Below are 21,418 nucleotides of genomic sequence, written 5' to 3' on the forward strand. Positions count from 1 at the left end.
TTCGAGCCATGCGACAACGAACGCTGGAGTCGAGCCATGCCGAACGACGATGTAACGAGAGAATTCTTCGAGATAACCAACAATCTCCTGAACGCCGGGCACAGGATCCTGGTGCAGAAAGAAGACTACAAAACTCCTTCGATTCCCGCCATCTGGGGTATGACTCACGAACGCGGCGACGTTCGCCGGTCCAGGGTAGGTAGATTCGTTTTGGTAGAGCTATCAATGCCCGACAGAGCCGAGCCGGTGAAGTTGGAGCTCTTGACGCAAGAGCAGCGAAAGAATCTGGTGGACGCCCTGAAAAACCTCGCCCTGGAGAGCTGCAAACGAACGGGAGCTCCAGGCAACTGGATCGGCATCAAGGACGAACATGGCACAATTCCAACAAACACGTTCGTTATTCGACCCCTCACTCCCTTCGAGACCGAGTCTCGGGTAGTGGACGACGGTGTTCACGCGGGCAAGAGGCTCTTCATGATCAAGGCCGTCCGCTGGGTCGATGGCAACACAATCGCAGCGAACGGCCTCTAGCTCATGCCGAAATCTCCCGGCGCGAGCGCCTCCGCGAGGCGTACGACGTCGCACACGCCCGCCTCGCGCAGGCGCGACTCGCCCTCGCTCGACGCGGCGGCGCCCTCCCCCGCGGGGGCGCGGCGGCCCATCTGGAGCCGCGCGACGTCGCGGTATAGCGCCATCCCGGCGCCGTCGAAGCCGCGCGCGGCCTCCGCGAGGAGCCGATCCGCGGCGGCCGGCTCGCCCCGGAGGCTCGCCGCGCCCGCGCGGATCAGCGCCGCGAACGGCGCGGCCGTGGGGAGCGCGTCGCGCTCGATCCGCTCGGCCTGGTCGAGGGCCTCCCGCACGAGGCGCCGCTCGCTCCACCGGCGATCCGGCGGCGCGGCGCGCGCCGCCCGGGCGCCGCGCAACGACGCCGCGGCCGCGAGCGCCGCCCGCGCGCGCAGGTGACGGAGCTCGACCCGCGGGCACTCCAGGCGCAGGAACTGCGCCGCCTCGAGGCTCGACCAGGCCTCGTTCACCCGCGCCCAGGCCCCCCACGGATCGCCGCAGTACAGGTCGGCCTGCGCGCTCGCGATCAGGTGCTGATAGCGCTGCATGTGGAAGCCCTCCTTCGGCCACGTCGCCTTGGCCTGGGCCGCGAGCGCATGGCAGCGCCCCGGCTGATCCAGGGCGAGCCAGAGGATCGCGTGCTGCCCGAGGCGGCAGCTGTTCAGCGCGAACAGGTCGTCCCGCACCTCGGCCGAGCTCAACGCGACGGGCAGCCGCGCGGCGAGATCGCGGAGCCGCCCCATCAGCGCCAGCGCGGAGAGCGCATAGACCTCCGTCGTCGCGAGCTCCCAGGCGACCCCGCGGCAATGCTCGCGGTAAATGGCCGCGGCGTCGTCGCAGAAGCGCGCGGCGTCCGCCCACCGCGCGCCCAGCCACGCGGACGTGCCCTCGGCCATCTTCGCCCACGCGCGGTCGTACGGGTCCTGAGTCTCCTCGGCGAGCGCCCTCACGATGCCGAGCAGCCGGCGGCTCCGCGCCCGGAAAAAGCGGCCGCCGACGCTCGCGCAGCACGTGGCCTCGTACCCCAGGGCCCGCACGATGCGCGAGCGATCGCCCCAGGCCAGGGCGTCGCGCAGGTGCACGACGCTGAGCGCGTCGGCGTAGGTGTGATGCATCATCGACAGGCTCGTGCTCGCGGCCCAGAGCGCGTCGAGCCGCGCCGCCTTGGCCGCGGGGGTCTGCCCGGCGCTCCGCCGCTCGAAGCCGAGCCCGCGGAGCATCAGGCGCCCGCGCCCCGCCAGGGCAGACAGCATGGCCCGGCGAGGAGACGCCGGCAGCTCCGCGCCCACCTCGCCCAGCACGGCGCGCATCATCGCCATCCCCTCGTCGTTGTGGCCGCTGCGCAGGAAGTGCTCCGCCGCGCGCCGCCGGAGCACGAGCCTGCGGACGCCGTCCGCGGGCGCCTCCTCGGCGAGCGCGCTGGCCGCCGCCCGGAAGCTCGCCGCCGCGTCCGCGTCCCGCCCGGCGTTCGTGAGCGCCTCGGCCAGTCGCTCGTGCAGCGTCCACCGCGGCAGCGCGTCGGCGCCGAGGTCGATCGCCTTTCTGTAGAGCTCCGCCGACCTGTCGAACGCCAGCGCCGCGGCGGCGCGGTCGGCCGCGGCGACCGCGAAGCGAGCCGCCTCGCGCGCGTCGCCGGCGCCGAGGTAGTACCGGAACAGCGCCTCGGGATCCGCGGCCGGGCTCTCGCGCAGCGCCTCCGCGAGGTCGCGGTGACACCGCCGGCGCCGCTCCGGCGTGAGGTGCGCGAGCAGGACCTCACGAATGCGGTCGTGGTAGATCTCGACGCCGGGGCGCCCGTCGACCTCCGTGGTGCGAAGCAGGCACGCCTGGCCGAGCCGGAGCGCGTCAGGCCGCCCGCTCTCGCCCAGGCCCGCGACCTTGAGCGCGAAGCTGCGATCGATGGGGCCGCCCGCCGTGGAGACGACCTCGAGGAGGCGGCGCTCCTCGGCGCGGAGCCGCTCGATGCGGGCCTGGATCACGAGCGAGAGGCGGCTCCCGTCGACCGCGGCGGCCGCTTCGCCGTGCGGCAGACCCGCGGCGTGGCGCGCGAGCTCCCCGATGAAGAACGGCGACCCGGCGGACTCTGCGGCGATGCTCGCCACGAGCTCGTCGTCCGCGCCGCGGCGCCCGAGCACGGTCGTCGCGAGCGCGCGGGCCGGCGCCTCGCCGAGCGGCGCGAGGCGAAGCACGTGCGACGCTCGATCGGGGAGCGCGGCGGCCGCGCGGTCCAGCTCGCGGAGCGTCGGGCCTGGCTCGAGCCCCTCGCGGCGGAGGCCGACGAGGAAGAGCAGCGGCGCGGCGACGCCGAGCAGCAACGCGCGGAGGAGCTGGACGCTGTCCGCGTCGCCCCACTGCATGTCGTCGATCCAGAGCGCGACCGGCCGCTCGCTGGCGACCGCGGCGAGCAGCTCTCCGAGCCCCTGGAAGGCGCGCCGGCGCAGCTCTTGCGGATCTTGCGGATCGTGCGCCTGCTCGTCCTCCGTGGCCTTCGCGAACGCCTCCACGCCCGACAGCACCGGAAACACGCGCAGGAGCTCGGCCGTGGTCCGGGGAGCGAGCGCCGTGGCGCGATCGGGCGAGAGCTCCACGAGCCAGCGGCTCAGGGCGTCCACGACGCCGTCGAACGCCTTGTAAGGAACGGACTCCTGCGGGTGGCAGCGGCCCCGGAGCACGAGCGCGCGGCGCTCGCCCTCCAGCTCGTGGGCGAAGCGCCGCACGAGCGCCGTCTTGCCGATGCCCGACGGCCCCTCGACCCGTACCAGCACGGGCGAGCCGCCGTCCAGCCGATCGAGCGCGGAGCGCAGCGTCGAGAGCTCCTCCTCTCGACCGATGAGGGGCGCCTCGCGGGCGAGGGTGGAGACATCCTCGTCGACGACCGGCGCCCCCAGGCCTCGCAAGACGCCGAGGACGTCCTTGCCCGTGGCGCGCTTGCGCGGGTCGGGGTGCAGCATCGCCATCACCAGCTCGTCGAGCGAAGGTGGCACCTCGTCGAACAGCGCCGCGGGGCGGGGCGCGCGGGTGTGCGCCTTGGCGAAGACGATGTCGGAGAGCTCGCCGCGGAAGGGCAGCTCGCCGGTCAATGCCTGGTAGAGGACGACCCCCACCCCGTACCAGTCCGCCGCAGGCGAGAGCGGCGCCCCCCACGCCTGTTCGGGCGCCATGTACTCGAGCGTCCCGACCAGCGCGCCGGCGTCGTCCTGGCGCTGGCCCTCCCCGGTGATCGCGGTCGCGAGCCCGAAATCGAGCAGCACCAGACGACCGCTGGAGGTGACCCGCACATTGGAGGGCTTGATATCGCGGTGCAGCTTGCCGGCCCGGTGCAGGAACGAGACGGCGCGAACGAGCTGCGAGAGCGCGTCGGCGAGCCGGTCGAGCCACGGTCCGCGAGGCGCGGGCGCGGGGCCGACGTCGCGGCGACGGTGGCCGCGCACGTGCGCGACGAAATCGTGGCCGTCGAGCAGCTCCATCGTGAAGAAGGCCTGCTGGCCGTCGACGAACAGCTCGTAGAGCTCGATGAGGTTCGGGTGGGTGATGCCCGAGAGGGAGCGGAACTCCTCCTTCAGCGCGACGAGCTCCGACGCATCGAGCGTCGGCAGCGTCTTCAGCGCGACGTCGCGCCCGATCTCGACGTCGAACACGCGATAGACGACGCCCATCCCGCCGCGCCCGAGCAGGGAGCGAGGCAGGAAGCGCGCGGTGCCGAGGAACGGCCGGAGCTCGCGCGCGTCGGCGGTGCTCCGTACGCCCGAACCGCTCGTCGTCGGCGCCGTGCCCTCCGGCGAGAACGAGGCGCCGACGGCAGCTCGGGTCGTGGTCACGATCCGTTCTTCTACCACACCTCACGAGGCGCGATCCCGCGGGAGCGCACGGCCGCGCCCCGAGCGCTCACGGGCCGTTCCTGGCCAGCCGGAAGGACTTAATCAGGTTGTAGACATGGGATCGGGTGAGATCGAGCCGATTCGCCGCCTCGGTGATGTTCCAGCCGGTCTCGAGCAATACTTGCGTCAAGAGCTCCGCCTGGAACCGGCGCGTCGCGTCCTGGAAGGTGGGCGCCGCGCCCGAGGAGCGGCCCGCGGCGGCGCCGTCGGGGAACAGGTGCTCCCGCTCGATCTGGGCCACGCCCTCGCCGGCTGCGCGGATCGCGGCCGCCTCGACCGCGTGCCCGAGCTGCCGCACGTTGCCAGGCCACTCGGCCGTCTCCGCCGCCCGCAGCGCGCCGCGAGACAGGGAGAGCTGCGCCAGCCGATGGACCTCGGAAGCACGGGCGCAGAAATGGCCGCAGAGCTCCGGGATGTCCTCCCGGCGCTCGAAGAGCGCGGGCACGCGAATGGGGAGGACCTGCAAGCGGTAGAGCAGATCCTCGCGGAACTCGCGGCGAGCGACGGCCGCCACGAGGTCGGCGTTGGTCGCGGCGATCACCCGCACGTTGGCCTTCACGGGTCGCGAGCCCCCGAGAGGGTAGTATTCCTTCGATTGGAGGAGCTGAAGCAGCTTGACCTGCGCGGAGAGCTGGAGCTCCCCCACCTCGTCGAGGAAGAGCGTGCCTCCCTCCGCCGCGGCGACCTTCCCTTCGACCTTCCGCGAGGCGGTGGAGTGGGCGCCGGGCAGCGCGCCGAAGAGCTCGCTCTCGAGCAGCGCTTCGGGCAGCGCTGCGCAGTTCAGCTCCACGAACGGCGCCCCGCTGCGCGGGCTGTTCGCGTGGATCAGCCGCGCCAGCTGCGTCTTGCCGGTGCCCGAAGGCCCGGTGAGCAGCACCCCGACGTCGAGCGGCGCGGCCAGCGAGACCTGGTGAAGCACCTTGGCGATCGCCGCGCTCCTCCCGACGAAGCCGTCGAGGCGCAGGAGCTTGCGGAAGGGCTGTGTGGGATCGAGCTCGTTGCGGCGCCGAAGGCGGATGAGCAGCCGGTCGGCGAGCGCCGAGAGGTGCCGCGCGAAGACCTCGGCGTGCTGGCGATCCTCCTCGGAAAACGGCCCTGGCTCCGTGCGGTCCTGGAGGTAGACGACGCCGAAGGGGGGATCGAGCCCGATGGGCGCGCAGAGCACGGCCTCGAGGCGGTTCCGGCGCACGCTGCTGCGCTCTCTGAAGCGCGGGTCCTCCCGCGCGGAGGCGGTGACGATCGTCTCTCCCGTGGCGATCGCCGCGGCGATGACGCCGCGCGAGAAGGAGGCGCGGATGACCTCCACGTCCTCGTCGGTGCACCCGCGGGCGATCCAGAACCGCGGCGGCTTGTCGCCGCCGCTCTCGTCGCGCACCTCGAGATAGCCCCGCTGAGCGCCGGCGATGCCCACGAAGATCGCCAGCGCTTCATCGAGGAACGGCGCGATCTCCTCCTTCGTGCCGAGCTCGAGGAGCCGCCGGTAGAAGTCGCGCTCGCGCCGGATGCGATCCATCTCGAGACTCGAGGAAGATTCTGGACCCATGGGTGCAACTGCGGGAGTGTAGCCAAAGTCAGGGCTCCCGGGAAGACGCGCGTGGGTCGGGCTCAGGCCCGCCGCGCGTGGCTCACGGCGGCGGCGGGGGAGTGTCCACCCCGGTAGACCCCCAGTCCATCCGCCTGGACATGGAGGCCGGGCACCCGGCCCATCGTCGCTGCCAGGAGGGGCTTCGGGGACGCGGCGCCAGACGCTGGCATCCCCTTTGCAGACCCTTTGCAGATTGAAGCGGCGCGGCATCGCGCCACCCGGGCCATGCGTGTCGTCCGCGGACGTGGCGCGCACACCGGCATGCCTTCCAAGGAGACCCCGTGAAGAAGACTTTTCTCTTGCTCGCGGCGACCGCCGCCGCGACCGCTTGCGGCTCACCGCAGCGCAACGTGCGCTACACCGAGCATGACAACGCGGTTGCCATAACCTCATTCTCTACGCCGAACGACCTGAGGCTCGCGTTCCTCAGAAACAAGTCGGACGCGGTGTATTGCGCCGAGCCGATGCCGGACGTGGCGTTGAATTCAGACGCATCCGGGTCAGGCTCAGTCGCGGGGTCGCTGTCGGCCGCGCAGTCCGCCACGATGGCGGCGTCGCTGAGCGACGAGAACGAACGCCTGCGCGGCGAGCTCCGAAGAGCGCTCGACAAGTACGAGCGAGAGTCGAGCTCCAGCGGCGCATCGTCGACGTCGCGCAGCAATTCGAATTCGCTCGGTCAGTCCGCGTCTGGGAGCTTGAACCTGAACGCGGCAGCGAGGCTCGCGGTGAGCGTCGCCGAGCTCGGCGGCCGAACGCAGCAGGTGCTCCTCGCGCGCGAGTTTCTGTATCGCATCTGCGAAGCCCGCGCGAACAATTTCTTCGAGGGCGGGCAAGCTTATGTCGAGCTGCAAACGAACGCGCTCCGCCTGATCGAGTCGATCGCCGCGTCGCAGCAGAGATCCTCCGACGCCGAGCGCGCGCTCGCGAATGCGGAGCTGCTGAAGCAGGTGAACACCTATAATACGCAGCAGCAGACGCTGTGCGACGAGCGCTTCAAGACGTGCGAGGCCGCAGCCACCAAGGAGGATGAGAAGAAGGCGTGCGCTGCCGCGCGCAAGCAGTGCGTCGAAGCGATAAAGCCGCTGGAGGCGCCAGCGATGAGCGGTGATCCCAAAGCGGCGGCGGCAGGCTCACGCGGGTCGAACCTGCCCACTCCACAACCCACGAAATAGCCGACGCGAGATGGCCCGCTCGCGCCCCGCGGGCGCGAGCGGACGCTGCCCCGCGGGCGAGGGCCGGCCTCGAGCGCGGTCGACTCCTCGACGACCGGCGAGCTCACCGCCGTCCTCTCCGGAGGCGTCGGGCGCGACGCGCGCGCTCCGCGGCCGCTCACGCCCCGAGCGGTCAGTCGATCATCCGGAAGACGTACCGGACGTCGAACGTATTGCGGCCGGCGCCGTCCTCCGCGCGCGCGACGAGCTCCTGCTTGCCCTGTCCGGTGACCCAGTCGGGCGCCTCGCCCGAGGGCGGGACCACGCGCCACTTCGTCTGGCCAGGCGCGCCCTCGCCGTTCAGCTCGACGACGAACCGGTGCATGTCGAGGTACTCGTCGCTGTTGTTCTTCGCGACGTCGACGAGCAGCTCGACGACCGGCAGGATGCTCGTGCCCACGGCCACCCACGGCGACGAGGCCATACCGGCGGCCGCGATCGCCCCCTTGAGCACCTGCTGCCAGTTGTCCTTGAGCCACCCCTCGAGCCGGGCGCGCGACGCGGCCTGGTCGCCGTGCGACTCCTTCCACACCTTCAGCAGATACGCGAGCGTGCCGTTCGAGAAGGCGGCCCGGACCTTCGCCGTCGACCCGTCCGACTCCCAGTGATGGTAGTCGATGACGAACCGGGTCTTCTTGCCGCTCGCGAAGACGTCGTCAGGAAGGCCGAAGATGATCTGCGGATCGACCACCGTCCTCGCCTCTCTCTCCCTGAAGCTCACGCCGTCGTCCGGTCCGCCGCGCGTGCTGAAGCCGAGCCGCGACCAGCTCGAGACCGGCCTGTCGGCGATCGCGACGAGCGGGTCGATGTCGGCGAGGTGCCACGTCTGGTAGAGCTCGATGCTCCTGTTGAGCGGATCGAAGGGGTGATCCTGGATGTTGTGCGCCTTGATCCCGTGAATCGTGAAGTGCATGAACATGGCTTCTCCCTCGCTAGCGCGACGGGTACAGAGCTGGTGCGCCGCGCTGAACCGTTGACATCCCCCCTCCGGCCGGCGCCGGGCGATCCTTTGCCAGCATGGCAGCCGCAGAAGGGGGAGAGGCGAGCGGTCCGCCCCTCGTCCAGCGAGCTCAGCAATGGATGTGCCAGCACCGGAGCCGGCGCGGCGCGGGCGGCGCAGGTGGCGCCCTCGGGCGTGAGCTCCGCGCAGCGGGCGCCGCGCGGCGCCCTGGGTGTTCACTCCAATGGACAGCCGGTCCAGTGCAGTGGACCGTCACGCCGCGGCCATCGCTCGTCGGCCAGCGTGCGATGGCTCTCCAGGATGCGCGGTGGTCGACGTGGCTGGCCTTCGGGGCCGGCTGGACCGAGGTCGCCTGCGGTCATTCCCGGGCGCCCCGCCCATCGTCGCTGCGGAGACGAACGTGGGGAGGGATCCTGGAGGCTGGCATTCCCGTTGCACATCCTTTGCAGATGAGGACGGCGCGGTATGGCGCCATCCGGCCCATGCAGGTCGTCTGCGGACCGCGCGGACGGCGCCTCAGCTCTCCGGATCGGAAGCAGAGCGGCGGCGGGCCTCGCCCTGCTGCACCCTCGCCGACCGTGTCCAGCCGAGCCAGAAGGGACGCGTGGAGCCCCTGTTCAGGAGGTTTGTGATGAAGAGTCGAGCGCCGATGAGCGCGTGCAAGAACCGCTTTGTACTTTGCTGCTCCTCGATCCTGACAGCGATGCTGTCTCCCGGATGCTACGAGCCTTACGGCGACACCTGCGGCTCCGACAACGACTGCAAGGGGGACCGGGTGTGCGAGCTCGGTGAATGTGTCGAGCCAGGGGAGACCAGCGGGACAGGGCAGCTCGAGTGTGGAGCGGTCGACGTGGCGTGCAACTGCGGCAGCTTGCCCCCGGTGATCCAGGAAGGCACGGTCACGAACGCACCGGCCTGTGCCTCGGGCCAGCACGAGTTCCAGTCGTGTGGGCGCTCCTGCGGAGCGGGTGTCGCCTGGAGGACCGTCTGCCACTGCGGCGACGGGGGTGCCGGGAGCACCGGAGCCGGGAGCACCGGAGCCGGGGGCGAGGGACCGACGACGTGCGAAGGGAGGCCCGCCAACATCGCTCCTGTGAACGAGCCCCCGTTTTCATGCGGAGCGCCTGGACCTTCGACGCTGGGCATCATGGCCGACCTGAACATGATGTGGGAGAGCGAGGTTCAGGCGTGTGCGTGCGGCGTCGATCTGCCGAGCTGCGCGAACAACGCGCTGGCCCTCGACTACAGGCAGGGAGGCCGCGGGTACGTTTATTACGATCCATCGATACTCCAATGGTTCCTGGAGTCGACGGGCACGATGCTCGCGCCGGCGTGGTTCCTGGGGCACGAGGTGGGGCACAACATCCAGCAGGAGTTCGGCGCGATCTCGCCCGCGATGATCGCCAGAGAGCTGGGCGCGGACTGCTACTCGGGTTATTTCATCGGCTGGCTCCTCTGCAACGGGAGGGCCAACGATGCAGACGTGATGGGGACCCTCGCCGCCGCCTGCAAGGTTGCAGAAGGCACGGGGCACCCGTGGTTCGATATCAACACGCATGGGACTTGCCAGCAGCGGCAGCAGGCCATCAGCGCGGGCATCAACGCGTACCTCGGCGGCGTTCCTCCCGTTCAAGCGTGCACGTTCTGAGGATGCGCCCGCGGCCCCCCAGCGCGGCGCGGGCGCACGCCGGCTGCAGAGCGCGGGCGAGCAGCGCCGGGCCTCCGGTTATATCGTCGTTCTAGTCCCTCGCGCACCGGATGCCGAAGGTGTCATAAGGGTCTCCCGGGCCGAAGGCGACACGGGAGGAGTTTTTCAGGCGTTCTTCGAGGTCCCTCCAGCACCCGCCGCGGTGCACGCGCTTCGCACCGGCCGAGGCTCCAGCCACGCTGCCACAATCGTTGCATTCTTCCGGATATTCTGCCGCATCCACGTCCAGGACCCACTCACACATGCTGCCGGCCAGGTCCGCCTGGTGCCACCTCCCATCGCCCTTCGGTGACCTCGATCCAACGGGCAGTATGTCGTTGAACGCGCACTGCGGGGCAACGGCCCCGTCGCCAGCGCACCTGTACAACGCGAAGCTGCCGTCTATCACCTCTGAGGTTGCCGGATCCGACCACGGATACACCCGCTGTTCGGCTCCGGCGGCCGCCGCATACATCGACTCCATCTCGGTCGGCAATCGGCCCCCATCCCAGGCGCAGAATGCAAACGCCTGGTACCATGTGACACAGTTCATCGGCAAATTCTCATGGTCGCTGACCTCGTCAGTCCACGTCGGGAAACCCTCGTCCGGCCTGCAGTTCACCTTTTGCTTCAGCTCCGCCGCGTTCATAGGCAGCTCGCCGTCGAACTTCGGATCCCAGCCGCTCCCCGCGATGCGCGGATGCGCTCCCGCTCCCGCTGCGGGCTTGCTCCCCGGATACGCCTCCACGAATTTGCGGAACCGCCCCACCGTCACCTCGAACCGATCCAGCCGGAAATCGCTCACGGTGGCCGTAAACTCCGTGTTGTCGCTCCGCTTGAACGTTCCACCGCGCACCATCGCGCTTGCGCAGCAGCTCTCCTTTCCCGAAGGGCCGCATGCGGCAGGCAACCCGGCGCAGCTCAATCCAGTGTCCTCCTGCTCATACTCACCCCAGTCCACTCCGACGATCTGCGCGCAGCCACCCGATGCGCAAACCAGAAGCCCGACCAGGGCCGTCGCCGCTGACACCTTCACCGCCGTCGATCCAGCCATGGCGTACAGCGTCTCCCCCGCGCGCCCCCGTCGTCAAGCTCGCGCTCCTGCAGAGCTAGCTGCCCAGAACGAGCCGCCCCTCCGAACACGACGGCGTCAGGCATTTCTTGCATGATCGTCAGAAGATCCAGACGTGCGGCCTGGCCGCCGGCGGCGCGGTTCGCGCTGCGGAGAGATCCCGGTCGATCAGGCGGTGATCGGGATCCACGGTGACGCGGGTGACGGGCTCCGTGAACGGGATCTGCGCGCTCGCGCTCGGCGACGAGGGCGCGAGGCCAAAGTCGACGACGACCCGCGCGGCGCCGCTCTCGCCGGCGATCTCCACCTCGACGGCGCAGCCGTAGAGGACGCCTCGCGCGCTCTCCTGGGTCACGGTCACGGTCGCGCGATCGTCCTGCTGCTCCACCTGGACGGCGAAGCTGGGCCACTCCGGCGCGCCCTGGCCGAACACCCACGCGTCGAAATAGGCACCGAGGTCGCTCGACGAGGCCCGCTCGAGCGCGGACTTGAGCTCCGTGACGCTGCGCGCGCCGGGCGTGGAGAGGAACCCCTGGATGCCCTCGAGCACCGCGGCCCGGCCCAGCAACGGCTCGAGCTGCAGGTAAAGCACCATCGGGCCGGGGCCATAGGCATCGCCGTAGAACGTATGCACCGGGGGCGTCGGGTCCTCGGTCGGGCGCGGGTAATGCTCCGCAAAGAGCGAGATGAAGTCCCAGTAGCTCCGCGTGGCGGCGGCCTCGCCCGGCGGCCGCCGCTCGTCCTCGAAGACGTACGCCAGGTACTCGGCGGTCGCCTCCTTCCAGACGAAATCGGCGGCCGAGGCGAGCGTTGTCCGGTTGCCAGCCCACTGGTGCGCGATCTCGTGCATGAGCACGTGCATCACGGCGTCCGCATAGCTGCTGCCGAGGCGCGGGAGCTCTTCATCCAGCAGGATGTTCGCGGGATGCTCGAAGCCGGCCCACTGGGTCGGCGCCCCGGCCACGCGGAGCTCGTCGCCATAGGGCAACGGGCCGAGCAGGTCGGTGATCCAGGCCAGGAACTCGCCCACGCTCGCGGCGTCGAGCGAAGAGGCGAGCTCGCCGCCGGGCACCTCATAGAAGACGAGGTCGACGCCGCCCGCGCTCGTGAACGGCCGCCGCTGCCACAGCGGGTCGGCCGCGAGCGCGAAGCCCGAGTACGTCGGCGCGAGGGTCCCGCTGATGTCGCAGCGGGTCACGCCCGCGCCGGCGGTGAGCCTGCCAGGACAGAGCACGACGGTCCCTTCCGGGTGGGTCACCTCGAAGTGGAACTCGGCGAGCCGGGAAGGGTCGTTGTCGCAGGGGCCGAAGCGGTCGCATTCGCCGACCCAGCTGAGCAGGTAGGTGAACTCGCCGCCCGCCTGGTCGAACCGGCGCGAGAAGCCGACATCCAGGCCGAAGTCCGTCGCCTCGGCGAGCACGGTAGACGCCCCGAGCTCGATCGACGCGCCGGGCGCGGCGTCCGCTCCGCAGAGGCGCAGCGCGCCGTCCGCGAGCGTCGCGCTCGCCGCGGGCGCGCCGTCCCATCGCGGCTCGTCGACGGCCTGCGCACGACAGGCCACGTCGAAGCAATCGCCTCCGGGCGGCAGGACGTGCACCGAGATGCGCGAGGTGGCGCGCGCCGTCGCGAGATCGAATGTGTAGTCGTAACGGCGGACCTCGCCCGGGAAGGGGATGGCGGGCGCCGATCCGCCCGCGCCGCCGCCGCCGCCGCCCCCCGCGCCGCCGCCGCCGCCGGTGCCGGTGCCGCCGCCGCCGCCGCCGGTGCCGCCGCCGCTGCCCGCGTTTGCGGGGGAGTCCGTGTCCGCGTTGGAGGAGCAACAGGCGGCTGCCAGCAATCCGGCGAGGAGGAGGCAGTCGAAGGAAAATTGCCGCATGCGGCATGCGCATACTCTCGTCGCGGGCGCGATGAAACACGCGCGTGCCCCGGTGCGAGATCCAGCCCACCCCCCCCCCCCGCGCGCCCGCGGCAGCGCCTCCCACGAGGCCGGGAGGCCCATGTGGACATGGACATTTACGGCTACGATCTCGATGACCATGAGTGGAAGGCCGCAAGCGATGTGGCCCCCGTGAATGGGACGTGGAGCGCAACGAACGGCTGCCAGGTCCGCATGCATCGTTCGGTGGATGATCCCAGTCGGTTCTACATGTTTCGAGTGTCGGCGAAGGCATGGCACCACGTCTTCGGCGTTTCGACGTTCAAGCCGGTGACCGTCGAGCTCACGGGAATGCCGTAACGGGCGCCGCCATTCCCGGTAGATGGAGACCGTCTAGGTAGTTGGACTGGCCCACCCCACCGTTGCGGCCGAAGGGGCAGCGAGACACGCAGGTGCGCTCCCGGAGCTCGCCTGTGGTCATCTCGACGCCACGGCCGTGCGATCTGCTCCGCGCGCTCACGGCGGCCCGGCGCGCCGGGGATGGGCGGCGCGAGGCCGCCCCCCTCGAGAGCCTGGGCGAGATCGCGATGGCGCGCTCGCCGCCTCGCCGCCGTCGCGACCCCGCCCGCCAGCCGGCAGACAGACCTGGAGGCGGCACCGCGTGGAGGCGGCGGCCGCGCCGTGGCGCGGCGTCGGTCGGGTCGACCTCGTCGCCCCCATCGACCGGGAGCCCGCCGGAGCCGGGAAACCACGGTGAACCCTGAAGAGCGCCGGGCCTGCCACGATGTCGATCCCGGACCTCCCCCATCGCAGCCCGTCCTCTGCGCAGCCCGCCCGCCGCTGGCGAGCGCGCCCGCTTTCTCTCGAGCGCCCCGCTTTCTCTTGAAAGGCTGTCCGCCGCCGCACATACCCCAGCGTCGCTCCCCGCTGTACGTGTAGTAAAGGCACGCAACGTTTCATGACCGAAGCCCGCTCCAGATCTCAGCTCGTCGTCGTCGGCTGCTCGGCCGGGGGCATCGAGGCCCTCTGCACGCTCCTCTCGACCTTGCGGGCCCCGTTCCCGGCCCCGATCGTGATCGCCCAGCACCTCGACCCCAGGCGGCAGAGCCACCTCGGCGACGTCCTGCGCCGCCGCAGCGAGCTGCCCGTCCGCACCGTCGCCTCCGCCTCCCCGCTCGAGGACGGCGTCGTCTATGTCGTCCCCCCGGGCCGCGACGTGGAGATCACCGACCATGAGCTCCGGCTCCAGACGGAGAGCAGCCCGCGACCCAAGCCGTCGGTCGACACGCTCTTCCGCACCGCGGCCGAGGCCTTCGGCGAGAACCTCGTCGCCATCGTCCTGACCGGGAACGGCTCCGACGGCACCGTCGGCGCCCGCCACGTCAAGAAATGCGGCGGCACCGTCATCATCGAGAACCCCGACACCGCCAAGTTCCGGGGCATGCCCGAGTCGCTGGCCCCGACCACGGTGGACATCGTGGCCGACATCGATCGCATCGGAGGCATCCTCGGCGAGCTCCTCACGGGGGCGTACGTGGAGCCGCCGCCGGACGAGGACAGGCGGCTCCAGTCGCTCCTCGACCTCGTGCGCGAGCGGAGCGGGATCGACTTCAAGAGATACAAGCAGGCGACCATCCTGCGCAGGCTCCGGCGCAGGATGGCGGCCACGGACACCGAGACCATCGACGAGTACATGCGCTACTTCGCCGAGCACCCCGAGGAGCACCAGCGGCTGGTCAACAGCTTCCTCATCAAGGTCACCGAGTTCATGCGCGATCCGGAGCTCTTCGCGCACCTCCGGGACGTGGTCCTGCCCGCGCTCGTCGCGCACGCCCGCAACGACAACAAATCGCTGCGGATCTGGTCGGCCGGGTGCGCCACCGGAGAGGAGGCGTACTCGCTCGCCATCCTGGTCAGCGAGCTGCTCGGCCCCGAGCTCGACAGCTTCAACGTCCGCATCTTCTCGACCGACCTCGACAGCGAGGCGGTCGCCTTCGCCCGACGCGGAGTTTACGCGGCGAGCGCCGTCGAGGAGCTGCCGCACGAGCTCGTCGAGCGCTACTTCGTCTCGATCGACGGCCAGTACCAGGTGAAGAAGCGCATCCGCAACCTCACCGTCTTCGGCGAGCACGACCTCGGCCAGCGCGCCCCGTTCCCGCACCTCGATCTCGTGCTGTGCCGCAACGTGCTCATCTACTTCACGAGCGACCTCCAGCGCCGCACCCTCCACCTCTTCGCCTTCTCGCTGCGGGAGGGCGGCTACCTCGTGCTCGGCAAGGCCGAGACCACGAGCCCGCTGAGCGAGTACTACGTCACGAGCGACATCCACCACAAGGTCTACGTACGCCGCGGCGAGCGCATCCTCGTGCCCCCCTCGGCCATCGCCGCCCCGGCGCCGCCGCCCCGGCGCGCGCCCCGCGGCAAGTCCTCCCTCGTGCCCATGCGCGGCGTCACGAAGGAGCTCCCGCGCGCCCGCATGTCGATCGACGTGCTGCTCTCGAGCTTCCGCGTCGGGATCGTCCTCGTCGACAGCCGCTACGACATCCTGGAGATCAACTTCACGGCGCGGCGCCTGCTCGGCATCCACGGCACGGCGCTCGGTCAGGACCTCGTCCACCTCGCGCAGTCGGTCCCCCACCGGCCGCTGCTCGAGGCGATCGACGCCGCCTTCCGGGGCGAATCGTCCGACCCGATCGAGGTCGCCGTCGAGCCGACGCCCTCGGGCGACCCGTCGTACATCCAGATCACCTGCCACGGGCCCCGCGGGGAAGAGCCGGGCAAGGTCGAGGCGGCGCTGATCGTGGTCGAGGACGTCACCGAGGTCGTGCGGCGCCGGAAGGTGAGCCAGGAGATCCTCGGCCGGGAGGCGCAGCTCCGCGCCGAGCTCGCGGCCGCGAAGGCCGAGCGCGAGCGCGTCGACGCGCGCTTCGCCGCCGAGCGCGAGCAGCTGCGCCGGGAGAACGAGGCGCTCGGCGCCGCGCTCTCGCAGCTCGAGTCCACCCGCGGGGACGACCAGTCGGCGATCCAGCGGCTGACCGAGCAGAACCGGCGGCTGCTCCGGGCCAACGAGGAGCTCACGTCGGCGCACGAGCAGCTCCGCGCCGTGAACGAGGAGCTGATGGTCTCCACCGAGGAGGCGCAAGCCGCCATGGAGGAGGTGGAGACGCTGAACGAGGAGTTCCAGGCGACCAACGAGGAGCTCGAGACCGTCAACGAGGAGCTGCAGGCGACGATCGAGGAGCTCAACACGACGAACGCCGATCTGGAGGCGCGGAGCCGCGAGATCCAGGAGCTCGCCGCGCCGGTCGAGGCGGAGCGGGCGCGGCTCTCGGCCATCCTGCGCAGCATTGGCGACGCGCTGCTCGTGGTCGACGGCGCGGGGCGGCCGGTGTTGATGAACGACGCCTACCAGACGATGTTCGGCGCGAGCCGGGTCACGGCGCACGACGAGAGGGGCCGGCCGCTGCTGTACCAGGACACGCCGGAGCAGCGGGCCGCGCGCGGCGAGAGCTTCCAGATGGAGTTCACGACGCCCGCCCCCGGCGGCTCGACCCGGCACTTCGAGGCCACCGGCCACCCCATCGGCGGGGGCGGCCCGACCGGCAAGGACGCGGCCGAGCGGGGCGTGATCGTCATCCGCGACATCACGGAGCGGAGCATGCGCAAGCTGCAGGAGCGCTTCATGGCGATGGCGAGCCACGAGCTGCGCACGCCGCTCGTTCCGCTGCGCGGCTACCTCGACATGCTGAGCACGCTGCTGCCGGCGGACGGCGACGCGCGCCTCGCCCGCTTCGCGTCGCTCGCCCGCGCCCAGAGCGAGCGGCTCGAGCAGCTGGTCGAGGACCTCGTGAGCGCGACCCGCATCCAGACCGGGAAGTTCGAGCTCAAGCTCTCGGAGGTGGAGCTCGCCTCGCTGGTCTCGCAGGTCGCCGAGAGCGCCCAGACGCTCGGACCGACCCCCGCGATCCACCTCGATCTCCCTGCCGCGGCGGAGCCGATGGTGGTGAACGGCGACGCCGCGCGGCTGGAGCAGGTCCTCATGAACCTGATCAGCAACGCCTTCCGGCACGCCGACGGCTCACCCAAGATCGATGTACGCCTGCGGCACGCCGGCAGCACCGCCGAGCTCGACGTGGAGGATTACGGCCCTGGCATCCCCGCGGCCGACGTGCCGCACGTGTTCTCCAGCTTCTACCAGGTGGATCGACCCAAGGACACCTCGTCCGGCGGCATGGGGCTCGGGCTCTTCATTTGCAAGGAGATCGTCAGGGCACATGGAGGGCAGATCTTCGTGCGCAGCGCAGAGGGTAAGGGAGCGACCTTCACCATCAGGCTACCCCTGATATCGAATCGAGGTAAGCACGATTGATGCCCCGGGTTCGCGCTGCTTTCCTGCGGACGGCGGAGAAGGGATGATGGCGAAGCGGGCGAAGATCCTCGTGATCGAGGATGATCGCGATTCGAGCGAGATGCTCCTGGAGATGCTGGGGATGGCCGACTACGAGGTGGAGTCGGTCCACTCGGCGGACCAGGCGATCGCCGCGCTGAGGGAGCGACGTTACGGGGCCGCCCTGCTCGACCTGACCGTGAGGGGCGCGACGACGGCCGAGCTCGTCGCGCGGCTCCAGGAAGTGCCGGAGAGGCCGCCCATCGTGATCTTCTCGGCGCGCATGCCGGAGGACCTCCGGATGGCAGCGGAGCAGCTCTCGGCGGCGGCGGTGCTCCAGAAGCCCGCCAGCATGGCCACGCTGCTGAGCACGATGGATCGCGTGGTTCGCCCGGCGGCGTGAGCGGTTGCTCCGACAGGGCGCGTCAATCCCAACCGCATTTCCTTGAGGAGGCCGGCTGTGCCAGGACACGACATCATCACGCTGGGGGCGTCGGCGGGCGGTGTGGAGGTGCTGATCGCGCTCATCGGGGGCCTGCCTTCGAACCTGCCGGCGTCGGTGTTCGTGGTCCTGCACCTGCCGTCGACGGCCCGGAGCATGCTTCCGCAGATCCTCGAGCGGACCACCCGGATGCCGGTGGCGACCGCGGTCGACGGCGAGCCGATCGAGCGCGGGCGCATCTACATCGCGCCGGTGGACAACCACCTGCTGCTCGGCGAGGGCGTCGTGCGGGTGGTGTACAGCGCGAAGGAGAACGGCCACAGGCCAGCGGTGGATCCGCTGTTCCGGAGCGCGGCCGCGGCGTACGGCCCGCGCGTGGTCGGCGTGGTGCTGTCGGGCACGCGCGACTGCGGCACCGCTGGGCTCCTGGAGATCAAGCGTGCCGGCGGCGTCGCGGTGGTGCAGGATCCGAAGGACGCGCTGTTTCCGGAGATGCCGCAGAGCGCGCTCGACAACGTGCCGGTGGATCACTGCGAGCCCCTGGCGCGCCTGCCGCCGTTGCTCGTCGATCTGGTGCACCAGGGGACAGGAAAGGCGCCCGAGGAGGCGAAGACGTCCTACGGGCTCGTGGGGGAGAACGTGGAGGCACTCGAGAGCGAGTTCACGTGTCCGGAGTGCGGAGGCAACCTGATCCGGAATGGCGATGGCGCGATGCTCAGCTTCCGGTGCAAGGTCGGCCATCGATACTCGCCGGAGGGGCTGGAGGACGAGCAGGCGGAGGCGCTCGAGGCGGCGCTGTGGGTCGCGCTCCGCACGATCGAGGACACCGTGTCGCTGGCGCGCCGGATGGCGAAGCGCGCGGAGGAGCGGAATCAGCTGCACGTGATGGCCCACTTCGAGGAGAAGGTCCGGGCGGCGGAGGCGCGAGGCGCGCTGGTCCGCCGGGCGCTGATGGGCAAGGAGGCGGGGAACGGGTCGTCGCTGCGCCCGCGGCCGAGGCGCTCGTAGCGGCCGGAGGGCCGGGGCGGGCGGGCGCGACGGGCGCTAGCGCGGCTCGCCGCCGGGCAGCTTGCCGAAGCGCTGCTCGTACTCGGCCAGCCGCGCTGCGAGCAGCTTCGCCTCGTCCTGCGCCGCGCGCGCCTGCTCCTCGCCCGTGGGCAGCACACGCCCCTCGGCGTCGAGCCAGCGCAGCCAGTCGACGTCGAGGTTGTGATAGGTGCCGCGGCGGACGCCGAGCCCGAGGTGCAGCCGCGGGCTCGCCACGTCGCCGTTCGCGCCGGGCGCGACGGGCATGTAGGACATCGTGGCGAGATCGAGCGCATACGCCTCGAGGACGCCCGTGAACGGATCGAAGAGGTAGTACTCGGGCACGTGCAGGAGCTTGGCGTAAACCCGCATCTTGTCGGTGCGATCGACCTTCTCGGTGGTCTCGGAGAGCAGCTCGATCACGACGTCGGGCGTCCTGCCGTCCTCCTGCCAGACGACCCAGGACTTGCGCTCTCGTCTCACGGTGTCGAGCACCACGAAGACGTCCGGCCCGCGGAAGTCGTTCTTCTTCGCCTGGAGCTCGCTGAAGTAGATCGCCATGTTGCCGCTGACGTACACGTCGTCGCGGTCCTTCCAGTGCAGCTCCAGCACCTCGATGAGGAGCTCCATCTGCTTGCGATGCCGCTGAGACTCCATCGGCTCTCCGTCGTCGTACGGTAGCTCGTCCTCACCCGGCGGCGGGGTCGGCACGAACGAGGGGTCGCTCTGAAAGGCCATGCGTCGCTCCTTCGAGGAGAGTACCGCTCCTCGCCAGCGCGGTCGAACGCGTCGCGGAGCGCACCGCTAGCACGGCACGGCGGCGGTCGCGACAGCTCTCCGCCGCGACGCCCTGGCTCCCACCGCGCGGGCAGCGCCCTCGGGCGCGGTCCCGGTTCTTCGCCGGTTCCAGGGTCGGGTCCTCCGCCGGGCAGAAGCACCGAGGGGCGGCGGCCCGGACAGACGCTCGACGCAGGGGTCAACGCCGCGGGCTCACCCCGGGCCGCGTCGGCAGGCGCGCCGCGGGGAGCGGTTTGCGCGAAAAAAGTTCGTGCGAGCGCGTAATGAGCAGCATGGTTAGGTGAAGGCCATGCATTTCACCGAGGTGATGCGCGAGCTCGAGCGGCTCGGCACCGAGCAGAACCGGAAGGTCTACCTGCGCCACGGCGCGACCGAGCCGCTCTTCGGCGTGAGCTTCGCCCACATGAACGCGCTGGAGAAGCGGATCAAGCGCGACCACGAGCTCGCCGAGGCGCTCTGGGCGACCGGCAACTCCGACGCGCGGACGCTGGCGGCCGCGATCGCCGATCCGGGGCGCTTCACCCGGGACCTGCTCGAGGCGTGGCTCGACGGCCTGCGCGCGCCGCTCCTCATCGACCTGGTGGTGAAGCGAATCGCCGCGAAGACGCCGTTCGCCCGCGAGGCGATGGCGCGCTGGACCGCCTCGGACGACGAGTGGGTCGGCCGCGCCGGCTGGAAGCTCTGCGGCGCGCTCGCGGAGGAGGACCCGTCGCTGCCCGACAGCCTGTTCGAGGAGCGGCTGGAGGCGATCGAGGCGTCGATCCACCGGGCCAAAAACCGCGCCCGCGACGCGATGAACGGCGCGGTGATCAGCATCGGCGCGCGGAACGAGCCGCTGCGGGGAAAGGCGCTCACGGCGGCGCGGCGCATCGGCAGGGTCGAGGTCGACCACGGCGACACGAGCTGCAAGACGCCCGACGCGGGCGCCCACATCCTGAAGCTGTGGGCCGGCCGGAAGCCGGCCGCCGCGCCGGCGGCGAAGGCGGTCGGGACCAGGGGCGAAAAGCCGGCCAGGGCCGCCGCTGCCAAGCCGGCCAAGGCCACCGCGCCAGCCAGGGCCGCCGCTGCCAAGCCGGCCAAGGCCGCCGCGCCAGCCAGAGCCGCCGCTGCCAAGCCGGCAAAGGCCGCGCCGGCCAGGGCGACCCGGGCGCGCCGCGGCGGCGACGAGGCGGTCCCGGCCGCGGAGAAGCCGAAGGGCGACGCCTCGCCCCGCGCCGCGCCGCGCCGCGGCTGACCGGGGCGCGCGCCGCCCGGCGCGGGCGCGCGCCGCCCGGCGCCGGGTCACGTCGGATGCGCCGCCGCGATGGCCTCGTCCGGCGCGCCGAGCAGCTCCTTCCGCGTGAGCCGCTCGACCACCTCGCGCGTGAGGACCAGGTGATCCTCCTCCTCGTGCAGGCGGCACCGGAACGCCTCCCTCGCCTCGGCGTCGTCCGCCTCGTCGGCGAGCTCGAGCAGCAGCTGCCAGCCGGCGTTGTCGACGAGCTCGGCGGTGAGCAGCGCGTGGAAGAGGTGGGTCGGGTTCTGGTCGCCGTCGAGCACCACCTGCTCGAGGCCCCGCGACTCGATCTCGATCAGCCGCGACATCTCGGTCTCGGCGTGCGCGTCCCCGCCGAGCGCGCGGATCTGCTCCTCGAGCCACTCCTCGTGCTCCTTCTCCTGATTCCGGTGCTCCCGGAGCCGATCGAGCAGGTTCAGCAGGGTGGGCTCGGCCGTGCGGCCGACCTTCTGGATGGTGGAGTCGTACAGCTTCACGCTCGCGCGCTCGAACGTGAGCCGCTCGTTGAGCAGGTCGATGGCCTTGTCCTTGTTCACCTGTGCAAGCTTCTGCATGGATGCCTCCGGCCGGGGCAGATGCGATTCGCAGGCCGCCGAGCGGCAACGCGCGCCCGGCCGGTGCGCGCGGCGCGGCGGCGCACGCGGCAGGCGCGCGG

At 71.0% G+C, this 21,418-nt stretch carries 14 protein-coding genes and 1 pseudogene; 8 read left to right on the forward strand and 7 right to left on the reverse strand.

The window, feature by feature from the left end:
• Positions 1-36: 36 nt before the first annotated feature.
• Complete coding sequence (locus WMF26_RS26245) at positions 37-531, forward strand: hypothetical protein (RefSeq protein ID WP_437994904.1); 495 nt, start codon at positions 37-39, stop codon at positions 529-531.
• Here WMF26_RS26245 and WMF26_RS26250 read toward each other — a convergent pair.
• Both WMF26_RS26250 and WMF26_RS26255 read right to left on the reverse strand, forming a co-directional pair.
• Entirely contained in the window at positions 528-4,382 is a 3,855-nt protein-coding gene (locus WMF26_RS26250; protein WP_437994905.1) for a serine/threonine-protein kinase, read from the reverse strand. The two genes, WMF26_RS26245 and WMF26_RS26250, sit on opposite strands and share 4 nt — an antisense overlap.
• Positions 4,383-4,449: 67 nt before the next feature.
• Positions 4,450-5,955, reverse strand: coding sequence for a sigma 54-interacting transcriptional regulator (locus WMF26_RS26255; RefSeq protein WP_437994906.1), 1,506 nt, complete (start codon positions 5,953-5,955; stop codon positions 4,450-4,452).
• 353 nt (positions 5,956-6,308) lie between these two features.
• On the opposite strand from WMF26_RS26255, the gene WMF26_RS26260 reads away from it, so the two are divergent.
• Complete coding sequence (locus WMF26_RS26260) at positions 6,309-7,199, forward strand: hypothetical protein (protein WP_437994907.1); 891 nt, start codon at positions 6,309-6,311, stop codon at positions 7,197-7,199.
• A 172-nt stretch (positions 7,200-7,371) separates the two neighbouring features.
• Here the strand turns inward: WMF26_RS26260 and WMF26_RS26265 are convergent, their stop codons facing one another.
• Positions 7,372-8,151, reverse strand: coding sequence for a hypothetical protein (locus WMF26_RS26265; protein ID WP_437994908.1), 780 nt, complete (start codon positions 8,149-8,151; stop codon positions 7,372-7,374).
• Between the two features lie 679 nt (positions 8,152-8,830).
• Here WMF26_RS26265 and WMF26_RS26270 point away from each other — a divergent pair.
• Entirely contained in the window at positions 8,831-9,847 is a 1,017-nt protein-coding gene (locus WMF26_RS26270; RefSeq protein ID WP_437994909.1) for a hypothetical protein, read from the forward strand.
• Between the two features lie 91 nt (positions 9,848-9,938).
• Here the strand turns inward: WMF26_RS26270 and WMF26_RS26275 are convergent, their stop codons facing one another.
• Positions 9,939-10,940, reverse strand: coding sequence for a formylglycine-generating enzyme family protein (locus WMF26_RS26275; RefSeq protein ID WP_437994910.1), 1,002 nt, complete (start codon positions 10,938-10,940; stop codon positions 9,939-9,941).
• A gap of 118 nt (positions 10,941-11,058) precedes the next feature.
• Positions 11,059-12,834: a M1 family metallopeptidase gene (locus WMF26_RS26280; RefSeq protein WP_437994911.1), complete on the reverse strand. Its 1,776-nt coding sequence runs from the start codon at positions 12,832-12,834 to the stop codon at positions 11,059-11,061.
• A 129-nt stretch (positions 12,835-12,963) separates the two neighbouring features.
• On the opposite strand from WMF26_RS26280, the gene WMF26_RS26285 reads away from it, so the two are divergent.
• The 4 genes from WMF26_RS26285 (at position 12,964) to WMF26_RS26300 (ending at position 18,671) form a co-directional block, all read left to right on the forward strand.
• A complete protein-coding gene (locus WMF26_RS26285; protein WP_437994912.1) occupies positions 12,964-13,194 on the forward strand; it encodes a hypothetical protein in 231 nt (76 codons plus the stop codon).
• Positions 13,195-13,792: 598 nt separating this feature from the next.
• Positions 13,793-17,203, forward strand: coding sequence for a CheR family methyltransferase (locus WMF26_RS26290; RefSeq protein WP_437994913.1), 3,411 nt, complete (start codon positions 13,793-13,795; stop codon positions 17,201-17,203).
• 43 nt (positions 17,204-17,246) lie between these two features.
• Entirely contained in the window at positions 17,247-17,624 is a 378-nt protein-coding gene (locus WMF26_RS26295) for a response regulator (protein WP_437994914.1), read from the forward strand.
• Between the two features lie 57 nt (positions 17,625-17,681).
• Entirely contained in the window at positions 17,682-18,671 is a 990-nt protein-coding gene (locus WMF26_RS26300; RefSeq protein WP_437994915.1) for a chemotaxis protein CheB, read from the forward strand.
• A gap of 36 nt (positions 18,672-18,707) precedes the next feature.
• On the opposite strand, the gene WMF26_RS26305 is transcribed toward WMF26_RS26300, so the two are convergent.
• A complete protein-coding gene (locus WMF26_RS26305) occupies positions 18,708-19,427 on the reverse strand; it encodes a Uma2 family endonuclease (protein ID WP_437994916.1) in 720 nt (239 codons plus the stop codon).
• Positions 19,428-19,776: 349 nt separating this feature from the next.
• On the opposite strand from WMF26_RS26305, the pseudogene WMF26_RS26310 reads away from it, so the two are divergent.
• Positions 19,777-20,427, forward strand: a pseudogene (locus tag WMF26_RS26310) (DNA alkylation repair protein); the annotation flags it as partial.
• 341 nt (positions 20,428-20,768) lie between these two features.
• Here the strand turns inward: WMF26_RS26310 and WMF26_RS26315 are convergent.
• Positions 20,769-21,317: a DUF892 family protein gene (locus WMF26_RS26315; protein ID WP_437994917.1), complete on the reverse strand. Its 549-nt coding sequence runs from the start codon at positions 21,315-21,317 to the stop codon at positions 20,769-20,771.
• Positions 21,318-21,418: the final 101 nt, after the last annotated feature.

Source organism: Sorangium sp. So ce185 (genome assembly GCF_051526825.1).
Taxonomy (GTDB): Bacteria; Myxococcota_A; Polyangia; order Polyangiales; family Polyangiaceae; genus Sorangium; species Sorangium cellulosum_D.